This window comes from Candidatus Jettenia sp. AMX1 (assembly GCF_030263775.1).
Lineage (GTDB): Bacteria > Planctomycetota > Brocadiia > Brocadiales > Brocadiaceae > Jettenia > Jettenia caeni.
Genome location: NZ_SZPP01000069.1, coordinates 1 through 14,761, shown reverse-complemented (window position 1 = coordinate 14,761; position 14,761 = coordinate 1). Strand labels below are relative to the sequence as shown.

Genomic DNA, 14,761 nt, shown 5'->3' with positions numbered 1-14,761 from the left:
TTTAACAGCCGTAGCGATGGATGAAGGATTAAGATTCGCTATCAGAGAAGGTGGAAAAACAGTCGGCGCTGGCGTCGTTACAAAAATTATTGAATAAATAAATACTTAGGAAGATTTGCATGCATGAATATATAACTATGGTTTGTAAAGAGTGTTCAAATAGAAATTATAGAACACCAAAAAAAACACAGCAGACTGAGAAGCTGGAATTAAGAAAGTTTTGTAGGTTTTGCAGAAAGCATACTGAACATAAAGAGTATAAAAAATAGATTTATTTTAAATTCAGATGATCGATAAAATTAAGGTCTGTAGCTCTAATTGGTAGAGCACCGGACTCCAAATCCGGTCGTTGGGGGTTCAAGTCCCTCCAGACCTGCCATATACTTTATTTATAGAAGAGAGATATTAAGAATGTCGTTGTTTGAAACATATAGAAAAGGGCAAGGTTTGTATAGCAGAATTGCCGTTGGTATAGCTTTGGGTATGCTTAGTTTGTTTGCTTCTGTTTCCTTGTATAATTTGCTTATCAACTTGCCGAATATTGCAGAAAATGCTAAAATTCCACTCATTGATATTAATTTGACATGGGGTTTGATTTGTGCATTTGTGCTTTTTGTTTTTCTTGGTTTTTTTATTTGTGTTTTTATTGCTGGGCTTGAGACAGGAATTAAACCGTTAGATGCTGGCAGTAAGAAAACTGTAGAGTTTTTAATTGATACTCAAGGTGAACTCCAGAAGGTCTCGTGGCCTACAAGGTATGAATTGGTCGGTTCGACCGCTGTTGTTATTGTGTCAGTTGTTGTCATAGGAATATTTATATTAGGTGTTGATTGGTTTGTGTCGGTAGTTATGGAATATATAGGTGTGCTTTAAGATGTATGAGATACCGACAATTAATCTACATAATGATGCTAACGATTAAATTAAAGGAAACTCCTCAGAGCTATCAATTCTTTTAGTTCCTTCCGAGTGGTTGATTTAAATAGGCACAGAAAGATTCTGATGTATTGCAATTTATAAAGGCTTTTAAAAATTTTTTTTATTGGTTTAGTTAGATGCCCAAAGAATGGTTTGTGTTGCGCGTTCAGAGCAATAAAGAAGATAAGGTTAGAAGCAGCTTGGTTGAGCGGATTAAGATCCGGGGCCTAGAGAATTTAATTTCAAAAGTACTACTTCCTAGTGAAAAAGTTTCTGAGATTAAAGGTGGTAAGAAAAAGGTAACGGAAAGAAAAATATATCCGGGTTATTTAATGGCTGAGGTTGAAGTTGATGAGAAGGGACAGATACCGAAAGAGGTTTGGTTTTTAATCAGAGAAACACCTGGCGCTGGCGATTTTATTGGCGGACAGAATAAGCCTGTGCCGATGACTGGTTATGAAGTGGAAAAATTATTGTCGGATGTAGAGCATAAAGAGGAAAAACCACGTGCAAAAATAGAATTTCACGAAGGTGAAAAGGTCAGAGTCAAAGAAGGCCCGTTTGAAAACTATGATGGGATTGTTGAAGAAGTATTACCAGCGAGTGGTCGTGTTAAAGTAATGCTTACGGTATTTGGCAGGGCAACGCCTGTTGAGTTAGAATATTGGCAAGTAGAAGCAATTTGAGAGTAGGAGCGTAAAATGGCAAAAGAGGTCTTAACAAAGATTAAATTACAATGCCCAGGAGGGCAAGCAACACCCGCGCCGCCGGTAGGGCCTGCATTAGGTCAGCATGGGGTTAATATAGGGCAATTTGTTAAGCAATTTAATGATAAAACGAAAGATTTGCAAGGCATTGTGACACCTGTGGAGATTACTGTTTTTAAAGATAAAACATTTACCTTTGTTATAAAATCACCTCCTGCATCTGTGCTTTTAAAACAGATAGCTGGGGTTGTGAAAGGATCATCAGAGCCAAATAAACAGAAGGTTGGGCAGGTGGCTCGGCAACAGCTAAAAGAGATTGCAAGTAAAAAGTTAGCAGATTTGAATGTCGATAATTTGGATGCTGCGGTTAAAATGATAGAAGGAACTGCCCGTAATATGGGAATTAAAGTGGTAGATTAACTTCTGTAGATATGAAAAGTATATGTTCGTGGCGTTGAAAGGAAAGTAATCAGATGGCAAAAAGAGGTAAAAGATATGTAGAATCAGCAAAGCTTGTAGATTCTGAAAAAAGGTATGGATTAAAAGAGGCTGTTGTGCTGCTTAAGTCCTTTAAGTCAGCAAAATTTGATGAGAGTGTCGAAGTATCGATGAAGCTAGGTATCGATCCAAAGCAGTCGGATCAGCTTATCAGAGGATCTATTTCATTGCCTAAAGGAATTGGTAAAAGCCTTAAGGTTGTTGTTTTTGCCAGCGGTGAAAAAGCTGAAATAGCGAAAAAAGCTGGCGCAGATGAGGTTGGTGCTGAAGAGCTTGTGAAAAAGGTAGAAGGCGGATGGACGGATTTTGATGTAGCAGTTGCCACATCAGACATGATGAGGCTTGTAGGTAAGTTGGGTAGAGTTCTCGGACCACAAGGTAAGATGCCTTCACCAAAATCAGGTACCGTGACGGACGATGTTGAAACAGCCGTTAGAGAATTTAAAGCAGGGAAAATCGAATATAGAACAGATGCTGGCGGCAATGTGCATGCTCTTGTTGGAAGGGTATCGTTTTCACCTGTAGACTTAGAAGAGAATATCAATACATTCGTTAAACATATTACTAATTCACGTCCGGCATCGGCAAAGGGTGTGTTTGTAGAAAATATATCGATATCTTCAACGATGAGTCCCGGAATAACGTTACAAGTTTAAGTTATACATGATTTGAAGGGAAGTATATAAAGCAATGGCAAATGAATTAAAACAACTTATTGTAAAAGAAATGATCTCTAGGTATCGTAATTCGAATAATTACTTGGTGGTTGGTTATCAAGGAATAAAAGCGCTAGAATTCGACCAGCTAAGAAAGGATTTACACAAGAAAAAGATATTCCTGGAAATAGTTAAAAATTCGCTTATGGCTATTGCATTTAAGGAGATAGGGTTTTCAGAGATTAATAGTCTATTCATTGGGCCAACAGCTATCATATCTGGAAGTGATGACCCGGTTGTTATAGCAAAAGAAACAGTCGAGTGGACAAAGAAAATACCTGCTTTGAATTTACGAGGTGGATTTGTTGATAGAACGGTGCTTTCGGCAGATCATGTAAGTCAATTAGCGAAACTTCCGACAATATCGGTCCTTCATACGCAAATAATTACGAGTATTAATGCTCCAATTGCTGGAGTTGCAAGTGCTTTTGGTTCTGTTTCACGTAGTTTGGCTATTGTGTTGCAAGCGGTAAAAGACGAAAAAGAAAAAAATAGCAAATAATTTTTAGAGATTTCCTGAAAAGGTAGGAGGATTAAAATGGTTGAGGTTAGTGAAGAAAAAACAGTTGAGTCTTCTGGTAAAATTAACCAGGTGCTCGATTTGGTGGCAGGGATGACATTGCTTGAGGCTTCACAGCTTGTAAAGGCTTTTGAGCAGAAATTTGGTGTTTCTGCGGCTGCGGTTGCCGCAATGCCTGCGGGTATGCCAATGGCTGGAGAGAGTAAAGCGGCCGCTGCGGAAGAAAAGACAACTTTTGATATTATTTTGAAAGATGCCGGAGCAAATAAGATTCAGGTAATTAAAGCTGTTCGTGCAGAAACAAATCTAGGATTAAAAGAAGCTAAGGATCTTGTCGAAGGCGCTCCTAAGAAAGTTAAAGAGGGAGTTACGAAAGAAGAAGCTGATAAGATTAAAAAATCGCTTGAAGCTGCTGGCGCAGTGGTAGAAGTAAAATAATAAATTTTTTAACGTAAGAACACTAGGAAACCTATGGAAATTCGTAATTATGGTAAGGTTGAGGATGTTGTAGAGGTCCGAAATCTTGTACAAATCCAAACGAAAGCATATCGTGATTTTTTACAAGCAGATATACCTGCTTCTAAAAGAAAAAATTACGGGATTGAAGCGATCTTGAGGGAAATATTCCCTATAAGTAATTATGATGGTACGATGTCGCTAGATTATATTAAATATGAACTTGGTAAACCACGATATACTCAGGATGAATGCAGACAATTACGCTTGACTTATGGTCGCCCGTTCCGCGTTTGGTTAAGACTTAATAAAGCTGAACCAATAGAGGAAGAAGTCTATTTAGGCGAGATACCGGTGATGATTGGCGGTGGTGAGTTTATCATTAATGGCACAGAAAGAGTGATTGTGACTCAGTTACATCGCTCACCCGGTATAGATTTTATTGAAGAATTTCATGCTGAAAAGAGATTGCATTCATGCCGGATAATTCCAGAGAGAGGAAGCTGGATTGAATTAGAAGTAGGGAAGAAGGATATTCTTACGGTGCGGATAGATCAGAGCGGAAAACTGCCGGCTACGTGTTTTCTTAGAGCACTTTCAGAAGAATATACAAATGATGAAGATATTATTCGGTTATTCTATGATACGGAAGTAATCAAAATCAGTGATTATGCTTCGATTACCAAATTAAGAGGCAGGTATACTGTTGACAAGATCATCAATCCTGAAACAGGAGAAATTGTACTGGAGGCAGGCCGTCAGATTTCAGATACAACGGTAAAAGCAATTGCTGATTTTGAGATTAAGAAGATAGAAGTAATTAAAAAAGCGGATGATCTTCTGGTGTTGAATTCATTAGATTCCGATTTTACGAAATCTCATGAAGATGCATTGTTAAAAATTTATGCTAGATTTCGTCCTGGAAATCCCCAGCAAGTAGAAAAGGCCAAGCAGTTATTTTATGATAAATTTTTTGATGTAAAGAGATACAGACTGGGGTCTGTCGGCAGATTTAGGTTAAATAGAAAATTAGGACACAATATTAATGAAGCCGAGATGACGTTGCAAAAGGAAGATTATGTTGAAGCCATACGGTATATAATGAAATTACGTAAAGGTCAACCTGGTGTATCTGTAGATGACATTGATAATTTAGGCAACCGAAGACTTCGAACGATTGACGAGTTAGCTGGAGAAGAGCTCCGTAAAGGTTTTCTTAAATTGAGAAGGACAGTCCAGGAGAGGTTAAGTGTAAAGGATTCTGATCAGTTAACCCCACGCTCTTTGGTAAACTCTAAAACTATTTTTTCTGCGATTGATTATTTCTTTAGCAGAAGTGAATTATCTCAAGTGCTGGATCAAACAAATCCTTTAGCACAATTAACCCACGAGAGAAGATTAAGTGCCTTAGGTCCTGGTGGATTAAATAGAAAAAGAGCGGGATTTGAAGTGAGGGACGTTCATGTATCTCATTATGGCAGGGTTTGTCCGATAGAAACTCCTGAAGGTACAAATATTGGTTTAATTGCATCTTTAAGTATTTATGCAACAACTGACGAATATGGTTTTTTAATTACACCATATCGGATAATTGATAAAGGAAAAATTACCGAAAAATTAACGTATCTTCGCGCGGATGAAGAAGAAAATAAATTGATAGCCCCGGCAGATGTGTTAATGAAAGATAAAGTGGAAAGTGTATTATGCAGATACAATGGTGATTTTCATCAGGTGAATTTTAAAGATGTTAATTATATGGATGTATCTCCAAAGCAATTGGTCGGAGTATCAGCCAGTTTAATACCATTTCTTGAACATAGCGATGCTAATAGGGCACTAATGGGCTCTAATATGCAGAGACAGGCAGTTCCTCTTTTGAGAACTGAACCGCCTATTGTATCCACAGGTATGGAAAAAGTTGTAGCTCAAAACTCAAGTATGACTATTCAGGCAGAAAATGCGGGAACCGTTACAAAAGTAACAGCGAGCGAAATTATTATCGATGATAGAGATGTCTATAAGCTGAGGAAGTTTGTTGGCTTGAACGAAGGTACTTGCCTGAATCAAAAGCCGATAGTTGCTGAAGGTCAAAAGGTAAAAAAGGGGGAGGTTATTACGGATGGAGCTGCAACGTGCAATGGAGAGCTAAGCCTTGGGAGAAATGTGTTGGTTGCCTTTATGACTTGGGATGGATATAATTTTGAGGACGCGATAGTCATTAGTGAAGCTTTACTGAAAGATGATCGTTTTACTTCCATTCATAGAGAAGAATTTGAAGTGGAAATAAGAGAGACGAAGTTAGGAAGAGAAGAGTTTACTCGTGATATACCTAATGTTTCAGAAAAAGCATTAAGAAATCTCGATGAAAACGGTGTGATACGGGTAGGGACAAAGGTAAAACCAGGAGATATCCTGGTTGGTAAGGTTGCCCCTAAGAGCCGGAGTGAATTATCGCCTGAAGAAAAATTATTACATGCTATCTTTGGTCGTGCAGGAGAAGATGTAAAAAATGAATCACTCGAAGTACCATCTGGCATGGAAGGCATTGTTATAAACACTCAGATATTTTCTAGAAAATCTTATCTCTCTGATGATAAGAGACAAAAAATTTTACAAGAAATAAATGATATAGAAGCAAAATACGATGAGAATATTGTGAAAGAATTCGGCAAGATGTTGAAGGCAATAGATGGTGAGGTTAACGAGCCGTTGGTAGATATACAGACTGGACAGATATATACAATTGAGCGTGGTCTTCCAGCGAAATCTGTTCTCTTGTTAGAGGAACGTTTTGATATCGAGAATATTGAGTTTAGCAATAAAAAGAAAAAAGAAAAAGCTATTGAAATTAGCAAAGAATTTCTTGAGAAAATAGAATATTTAAAAGATGAAAAAGATAGAAAGATTAATCATTTAAAACGCGGGGATGAACTACCTACGGGAGTTTTGGAATTGGCTAAGATCTCAATTGCTACAAAGAGAAAACTATCAGTAGGTGATAAAATGGCCGGCCGTCATGGTAATAAAGGCGTTATATCTAAAATTCTTCCTGAAGAGGATATGCCATTTTTACCTGATGGAACTCGGGTTGAAATGCTGTTGAATCCATTGGGTGTGCCATCAAGAATGAATGTAGGGCAAATTCTGGAAACTCATCTTGGATGGGCTGCAAACAAATTAGGATTCCGTTCGATAACACCGATTTTCGAGGGTGCGTCTGAAGAAGAAATAAGAGCAACTCTTAAAGAAGCTGGCTTACCGGAAGATGGGAAAACTGTTCTCTATGATGGCAGGACGGGGGAAGCTTTCGAACAAAAGGTAACGGCAGGTTATATGTATATGTTAAAGCTTCATCACTTGGTAGACGAGAAAGTACATGCACGGGCAACAGGTCCGTATTCCTTAATTACCCAACAACCACTAGGCGGAAAGGCGCGGTTTGGTGGACAGAGATTTGGTGAAATGGAAGTTTGGGCCCTTGAAGCATATGGCGCAGCTCATAACTTGCAGGAATTGCTTACAGTAAAAAGTGATGACGTAGAGGGAAGGACAAAAATCTACGAATCGATGGTAAAAGGTGAAAATACATTAGAAGCTGGTACTCCTGCCTCCTTCGAGGTACTAGCGAATGAAATTGCCGGACTTGGGTTAAGTTTAAAATTAGAAAAGAAAAAAATGGAAGTTTTAAAAGAGTCGTAAAGGGGTTTATAAATGACAGATATAGTGTACGATAAAATTAATGAATATAGTTCCGTAAAAATATCACTTGCATCAGCAGATGATATACGAAGTTGGTCTTACGGTGAAGTAAAAAAGCCGGAAACAATTAATTATCGTACTTACAGAGCTGAAAAAGATGGATTGTTTTGCGAGCGTATATTTGGTCCTGAGCGTAATTGGGAATGCTTTTGCGGGAAATATAAAGGGATAAAACATAAAGGGATCATTTGTGACCGATGTGGTGTGAAGATCACTCATTCGCGGGTAAGAAGGAAGCGTATGGGACATATTAATTTGGCAGCACCAATTGTTCATATATGGTTCTTTAAAGCAATGCCATCGCGATTAGGGACCCTCTTGGGAATGAAGACTACATCTTTAGAAAGAATTATTTATTTCCAAGATTATGTGGTAATTGACCCGGGAAGCACGCCACTTAAAGAATACCAGATGCTCAGTGAAGAAGAATATAAAGTAAATAAAGAGAAGTATGGGGAACAATCCTTTAAGGCAGGGATGGGGGCTGAGTCGATACGGACGCTATTGCAAAATCTTGATTTGGTAACATTATCAAGTCAATTACGCGAGGAACTTAACCAGACGAAATCCAAGCAGCGTGCCAAAGAAATAATTAAGAGATTGGAAATAGTAGAGGCGTTTAGAGATTCTGGAAATAGACCGGAATGGATGGTATTAAGCGTTATACCTGTTATTCCACCCGATCTAAGACCGCTCGTTTTATTGGAAAGTGGAAATTTTGCTACCTCCGATCTTAATGATCTTTACAGAAGGATTATTAATAGGAACAACCGTTTAAAAAAGTTAATTGATTTAAACGCACCTGAAGTAATCATAAGAAACGAAAAAAGGATGCTGCAGCAAGCTGTTGATGCTTTATTTGATAATACCAGAGGCAAGCGCCCTGTGCTTGGTAGCAATAATAGGCCTTTAAAATCATTGACCGATATGATAAAGGGCAAACAAGGGCGCTTTAGAGAAAACTTACTTGGAAAAAGGGTTGACTATTCTGCACGTTCTGTGATTGTGGTAGGACCCGAACTAAAATTACATCAATGTGGTTTGCCAAAGAAGATAGCTTTGGAATTGTTTCAACCATTCATTATACGAAGATTAAAAGAACTAGGCCTTGCAGATACGATTAAAAGCGCTAAGAAGATGTTGGGCAGAAAGGATAAAGAAGTATGGGATATATTAGAAGAAGTAGTTAAAAGGCATCCTGTATTACTTAATAGAGCGCCAACACTGCATAGAATGGGTATTCAGGCTTTTGAACCTATCTTGGTAGAAGGTAATGCTATTAAGTTGCATCCTTTAGTTTGTCGTGGGTTTAACGCTGATTTTGATGGTGATCAGATGGCAGTTCATATACCGCTTTCAATAGAAGCACAGTCTGAGGCAGTTACCTTAATGTTATCTACGAATAATATTTTCTCGCCAGCTTCCGGCGACCCTATTATAACCCCGAGCCAGGATATCGTTTTGGGCTGTTATTATCTTACCGTAAATTTACAGGATGAACAGGATGTAAAGTATCCAAAGTTTATTGGATTTGAAGAAGTTCTTTATGCTCTGGCTGTTAAGAAGGTACATTTGCATACAAAGATTGAGATAAGATTACATCATGAAAAAATCATTAAGGATAGATTGGGTACTGAAGAGCCGAAAAATGGTTTGTGTAAAACTACGGTTGGGCGTGTTGTTTTCAATAAAATATTGCCACATGGGATGCCATTTTACAATTATACCTTAGATCAGAAAGGTATTAGCAGAATAATACAGGATTGCTATAAAATTTTGGGTAGAGAAAAGACGATTGGTCTATTGGATGATATAAAAGAGATAGGTTTTAAGGAGTGTACAAAGGCAGGGTTGTCATTTGCAATAACTGATGTAAAAATGCCTGTTAAAAAGCAGGATATCTTAGATAAAACGCAAGAGGAAATAGAGAAAATACAAAAACTATATAGGAAGGGTATAATTACAGAGGGTGAGAGGTATAACCAAATTATCGATACATGGACTTATGCCGGTGAAAGAGTTGCCGAGGAGATGTTGAACGAACTTAAAAATGACACGAGAAACGGAAGTCCCTATTTGAACCCTGTGTATTTAATGTCTGCATCCGGAGCAAGAGGTAGTTCTCAGCAATTAAGACAGCTTGCCGGTATGCGTGGTTTGATGGCGAAACCTTCAGGTAGAATTATAGAAACACCTATAAAGGCCAATTTTAGAGAAGGATTAGGGGTATTGGAGTATTTCAGTTCTACCCATGGAGCTAGAAAAGGGTTGGCTGATACAGCGTTAAAAACAGCAGATTCTGGTTATTTAACTCGAAAGCTAGCTGATGTTGCTCAGAATGTAGTTATAACTGCTCAAGACTGTGGTACTACGAATGGTATTACCAAGAGTGTAGTCTACCGCGGTGAGAAAGTCGAGGTGCCTTTAAGTAAGGTAATTGTCGGCCGTGTAGCTAGGAATAATATTGTAGACTTGGTCAAAGATGAGGTAATTATCAGAGAAAACGAGTTAATTACTGAAGAAAAAGCCAAAAGAATAGAATCAATGGGGTATGAGAAAATCAAAGTTAGATCACCTCTAACTTGTGAAATGTCTTTAGGACTCTGTGCCAAATGTTATGGGATGGATTTATCAAGAGGGCAATTTGTAGAAGAGGGAATGGCCGTAGGAATTATTGCAGCTCAGTCAATTGGTGAACCTGGTACACAGCTTACTATGAAGACATTCCATATCGGAGGTACTGCTACACGTTCAGTAGAAGAATCTGAGGTGAGAGCGAAACGCGCTGGTGTTGTAAAATACAGTAATTTGAATGTAGTAAAAAATCCGCAAGGGAAGAATGTTGCTATCAATACAAATGGAGAAATATTGCTTATAGATTCAAAGGGAAGGCAGATTGATAAGCATACCGTTGTATTAGGAGCAGAAGTATTGGTAAAGGAAAATGAAAGCGTTGTTGCGCATCAGGTACTAACAAGATGGGATCCCCATATGATCCCGATATTAACAGAAATGTCTGGCAAAATACGTTTTGAAGATATCGTGATTGGTAAAACTATGAGACAAGAGTCTGATGTATCGACCGGCGTTAAGCGTAAAGTAATTATGGAACATAAGGGAGATTTACATCCCCAAATTATCATAGAAGATGAAACAGGCAAAATATTAGGTCTATACCCGATTCCAGAAAAAGCACATATTGAGGTTGAAGAAGGTGAATTTGTTACTGCTGGAACATTGCTTGCGAAAACGCCAAGAGAGATTTCCAGGACAGAAGATATTACGGGAGGTTTACCTCGGGTTGCTGAAATTTTTGAAGCAAGAAAACCGAAAGATCCGGCAGTGATGAGTGAAATTGATGGTGTTGTAGAGGTAGGTGAAAAACGCCGTGGAAAACGCACTATCATGGTTAGGAGTGAAGCTGCTATGGAAATAGAGCACCTCGTACCGAGAGGAAAACATTTGAAGGTGCATAGAGGGGACCGTATTAAGGCTGGTAGTCCTTTGGTGGAAGGACCTCTTATCTTACAGGACATCTTAAGAATAAGTGGCGAAGAAGAGCTGCAGACTTATATGCTAAAGGAAGTTCAAAACGTTTATCGCTCTCAAAATGTACCGATTGATGATAAGCACATTGAAATTATTATTGGTCAGATGTTGAGAAAAGTGAAAGTGGATGATGTAGGCGATACAATTTTCTTACCTGGGCAGATTGTTGATAGGTTTAAATTTAAAAATGAGAATAAGAAAATAATCGAAAAGGGTGGAAAGCCTGCAACTGCAAAATCTTTGTTGATGGGTATAACAAAGGCCTCTTTGCAATCGGATAGTTTTATATCTGCTGCCTCTTTCCAGGAAACAACAAAAGTTTTGACAAGAGCGGCACTAGAGGGTAAAACGGATGGGTTAGTTGGACTGAAAGAAAATGTTATTCTTGGGCATCTTGTGCCAGCTGGCACAGGATATAAGACCTATTTGTCGCTTTCTGCTATACCAACGGAAACTGTTATCTCAAAAGAACTTGAAAAATCTAAAGATAAAGAATTAGTAATGTTAAGTTAATAAGGAGTGGAAAAATATATGCCGACAATAAATCAGTTAATTCGAAAAGGCAGAAAGATGGTTAAAAACAAAAGCAAGAGTCCTGATCTTGATAAGTGTGCTCAAAAAAAAGGAGTTTGTCTTCAGGTTATGACAAGAACACCAAAAAAGCCTAACTCTGCCTTAAGGAAAGTAGCTAGAGTAAGGTTATCTAATGGAAGAGAAGTGACTGCTTATATTCCAGGAGAAGGTCATAATTTACAGGAACATTCTATTGTTTTGGTGAGAGGGGGTCGTGTGAGAGACCTTCCTGGTATTAAATATCATATTGTTCGCGGGACGTTAGATTGTGCAGGTGTTGATGGTAGAAGGCGTTCTCGCTCTAAATATGGGACAAAGGTTCCCAAATAGGTTTCGTTGAAGGAGAATGTAGTTTATGGCGCTTGCATATAGGAGCACGGCAATATTTTTACAACCAGATATAAAATATAAAAGTAAGTTAGTCTCAAAAATTATAAATTGCCTTATGAGAAAAGGCAAAAAAAGTGTAGCAGAGAAGGTGTTTTATGATGCAATGGAAGCTATAGGAAAAAAGATGCCAGATATTGAATCTTTGGAAGTGTTTGAGATTGCGGTGAATAATGTAAAACCTTTGGTAGAAATTAAATCGAAACGTGTAGGCGGTGCAACATATCAGGTGCCGGTGGAGGTGCCAAAACAAAGACAGCAATCGTTAGCATTTCGTTGGATAATAGATGCTGCGAAAGGTAAAAAAGGACGTCCCATGTATCAACGGTTAGCTGATGAGTTGATAGATGCATATAAAAAGCAGGGCGCAGCTATAACGCAAAGAGAAAATACCCATAAGATGGCTGAGGCTAACAAGGCATTTGCACATTTTGCATGGTCGAAATTTTAATATTGATAGAGAAGTTTAATAATATAGGAAGTTTATAATATGAGTTTAGAAAAGATGAGAAATATTGGAATTGCAGCGCATATTGATGCCGGTAAAACAACAACTTCAGAACGCATACTATATTATACAGGCAGATCGTATAAAATGGGTGAGGTTCATGAAGGAACTTGTGTGATGGACTGGATGGAAGAGGAACAAAAACGTGGAATTACTATAACGGCTGCTGCAACGACATGTTTTTGGAATGATTATCAAATCAATCTTATTGATACCCCAGGTCACGTGGATTTTACTGTAGAAGTGGAACGCTCACTTCGAGTTCTTGATGGTGCCGTTTGCGTTTTTTGTGGTGTTGGTGGTGTTGAGGCACAATCAGAGACGGTGTGGCGTCAAGCTGATAGGTATAATGTGCCGAGAATCTGTTTTGTAAATAAGATGGACCGTACAGGGGCTGATTTTTTAAAGGTTGTGAATGAGATTAACGAAAGATTAGGAATTAAGGCGATTCCTATTCAATTACCTATTGGTAAAGAACAAGGGTTTAAAGGTGTTATTGATCTTGTAAAGATGAAAGCTATGGTATATTCGGATGATGTAGATAAATTAGGGGTTAATTTCTCAATAGAAGAAATTCCTGAAGAGTATAAGAAAGATGCCGAAATTTACCGTGAGAAGATGATTGAGGGGTTAGCTGAGCAGATTGATTGGTTGACTGAGAAGTTTCTCAATAATGAAAAAATAACGAATGAAGAAATACAAAAAGCTATCCGTGAAGGAACGATTGATTTAAAATTCGTACCGGTAATGTGCGGTTCTGCATTTAAAAAGAAAGGGATACAGCTAGTTCTTGATGCAGTATGTGATTACTTACCTTCCCCGCTTGATAAGAAAGCGGTTGTCGGTACAAATCCTGATAACAATGAAGAGGTATCAAGAAAGCCGTTATCAACAGAACCTTTTAGTGCTTTGGCTTTTAAAATTGCATCCGATAAACATGGTGACCTTACTTTCATAAGGGTCTATTCCGGGAAAGTAACAGCAGGGTCAAGGGTTATAAATTCTGGTAAAGATAAAAAAGAGCTGATAAGTCGTATTTATAAAATGCATGCTAATACTAGAGAACAAATTGAGGAACTTTCCGCTGGTGATATAGGCGCTGTAATTGGTTTAAAGTATACGGTAACAGGAGATACTCTCTGTGATCAAGATCAACCTATAGTACTTGAGAAAATGGAATTTCCTGAGACTGTTATATCGATGGCAATCGAACCGAAGACGGATGCAGAGAAAGAAAAACTCGGGACAGTTTTGTCCAAATTAGCTAAAGAAGACCCCACCTTCAGAACACATATGGATAAAGAAACTGGGCAGTTAATTATTTCTGGTATGGGCGAACTTCACCTGGAAGTAATTAAAAATAGAATGTTGAGTGAGTATAAGGTTGATGCCAATGTTGGTGCCCCAAAAGTATCTTATAGGGAAACCATAGGCAAAAAGGTTGAGGTTGAAGGTAAATTTATTCAACAAACCGGTGGTCACGGACAATACGGGCATGTCTGGATTACATTAGAACCATTTAAAGGTGAAGAACCAGTAACTTTTGAAGATGCAATTGTTGGAGGTAAGATTCCCAAACAATATATAAGATCCGTGGAAAAAGGAATCAGGGAAACTGCTGCTACCGGTGTAGCAGGTGGATATTCACTCATTGATATAAAAGTTACTTTAACGGACGGTTCAACGCATCCTGTAGACTCATCCGACTTGGCTTTTTATACTGCCGCCAGCATTGCGCTGAGGAAAGGTGTTGAAATGGCAAAGTCAATACTTTTGGAGCCAATAATGTCTTTTGAAATTGCTGTGCCAGAGCAGTATATGGGTGATGTAATTAGCGAAATTCATAGTCGCAGAGCTAATATCATTGAAATGGGCACGAGAGGTAACCTTAGGATAATTAAGGGTAACGTACCACTTGCTGAGATGTTTGGATATGCAACAGTATTACGATCTATTACTCAAGGAAGAGGTACGTATACAATGGAACCGTTGGAATATAGACCTGCACCTGCAAAGGTGTTCAGTAGTGTTGCATAAGATAATTTAAAAATAAAAATCGGAGGTTTCATCGATGGGGAAGGAAGTATTTAAGCGGACGAAGCCGCATGTGAATGTAGGTACGATAGGGCATGTTGATCATGGTAAGACGACGTTGACGTCGGTAATTACG

At 38.4% G+C, this 14,761-nt stretch carries 14 protein-coding genes and 1 tRNA gene; all 15 read left to right on the top strand.

Annotation, left to right across the window (positions count from 1 at the left end; genetic code table 11):
* On the top strand, nt 1-97 hold a 97-nt coding region (locus FBQ94_RS16445), incomplete at its 5' end, for an EF-Tu C-terminal domain-related protein (protein ID WP_285442014.1).
* 22 nt (nt 98-119) lie between these two features.
* Nucleotides 120-269 carry a 50S ribosomal protein L33 gene (rpmG, locus tag FBQ94_RS17590; protein WP_007221891.1) on the top strand — a complete coding sequence of 50 codons (150 nt, stop codon included), beginning with the start codon at nt 120-122 and terminating at the stop codon, nt 267-269.
* Between the two features lie 33 nt (nt 270-302).
* Nucleotides 303-379, top strand: a tRNA-Trp gene (locus FBQ94_RS16440).
* 32 nt (nt 380-411) lie between these two features.
* Nucleotides 412-873, top strand: a complete 462-nt coding sequence (gene secE, locus FBQ94_RS16435; protein ID WP_007221892.1) for a preprotein translocase subunit SecE — start codon at nt 412-414, stop codon at nt 871-873.
* Nucleotides 874-1,055: 182 nt separating this feature from the next.
* The gene (nusG, locus tag FBQ94_RS16430; RefSeq protein ID WP_007221893.1) at nt 1,056-1,604 is read left to right on the top strand and encodes a transcription termination/antitermination protein NusG; all 549 of its coding nucleotides are present in this window, start codon (nt 1,056-1,058) and stop codon (nt 1,602-1,604) included.
* Between the two features lie 15 nt (nt 1,605-1,619).
* Entirely contained in the window at nt 1,620-2,045 is a 426-nt protein-coding gene (gene rplK, locus FBQ94_RS16425) for a 50S ribosomal protein L11 (RefSeq protein WP_007221894.1), read from the top strand.
* A 53-nt stretch (nt 2,046-2,098) separates the two neighbouring features.
* The gene (rplA, locus tag FBQ94_RS16420) at nt 2,099-2,779 is read left to right on the top strand and encodes a 50S ribosomal protein L1 (protein ID WP_007221895.1); all 681 of its coding nucleotides are present in this window, start codon (nt 2,099-2,101) and stop codon (nt 2,777-2,779) included.
* A 34-nt stretch (nt 2,780-2,813) separates the two neighbouring features.
* Nucleotides 2,814-3,341 (top strand): 50S ribosomal protein L10, encoded by a 528-nt coding sequence (gene rplJ, locus FBQ94_RS16415; RefSeq protein ID WP_007221896.1) that lies wholly within the window; start codon nt 2,814-2,816, stop codon nt 3,339-3,341.
* A gap of 36 nt (nt 3,342-3,377) precedes the next feature.
* On the top strand, nt 3,378-3,797 hold the full coding sequence (gene rplL / locus FBQ94_RS16410) for a 50S ribosomal protein L7/L12 (RefSeq protein ID WP_007221897.1): 420 nt from the start codon (nt 3,378-3,380) through the stop codon (nt 3,795-3,797).
* 33 nt (nt 3,798-3,830) lie between these two features.
* A complete protein-coding gene (gene rpoB, locus FBQ94_RS16405; RefSeq protein ID WP_007221898.1) occupies nt 3,831-7,514 on the top strand; it encodes a DNA-directed RNA polymerase subunit beta in 3,684 nt (1,227 codons plus the stop codon).
* Between the two features lie 12 nt (nt 7,515-7,526).
* Nucleotides 7,527-11,636, top strand: a complete 4,110-nt coding sequence (rpoC, locus tag FBQ94_RS16400; protein WP_007221899.1) for a DNA-directed RNA polymerase subunit beta' — start codon at nt 7,527-7,529, stop codon at nt 11,634-11,636.
* Nucleotides 11,637-11,654: 18 nt separating this feature from the next.
* Nucleotides 11,655-12,026: a 30S ribosomal protein S12 gene (gene rpsL / locus FBQ94_RS16395; RefSeq protein ID WP_007221900.1), complete on the top strand. Its 372-nt coding sequence runs from the start codon at nt 11,655-11,657 to the stop codon at nt 12,024-12,026.
* Between the two features lie 25 nt (nt 12,027-12,051).
* Nucleotides 12,052-12,534 carry a 30S ribosomal protein S7 gene (gene rpsG / locus FBQ94_RS16390; RefSeq protein WP_007221901.1) on the top strand — a complete coding sequence of 161 codons (483 nt, stop codon included), beginning with the start codon at nt 12,052-12,054 and terminating at the stop codon, nt 12,532-12,534.
* 39 nt (nt 12,535-12,573) lie between these two features.
* The gene (gene fusA, locus FBQ94_RS16385) at nt 12,574-14,628 is read left to right on the top strand and encodes an elongation factor G (RefSeq protein WP_007221902.1); all 2,055 of its coding nucleotides are present in this window, start codon (nt 12,574-12,576) and stop codon (nt 14,626-14,628) included.
* 34 nt (nt 14,629-14,662) lie between these two features.
* A partial coding sequence (locus FBQ94_RS16380) for a GTP-binding protein (RefSeq protein ID WP_285442251.1) occupies nt 14,663-14,761 on the top strand: 99 nt, incomplete at its 3' end.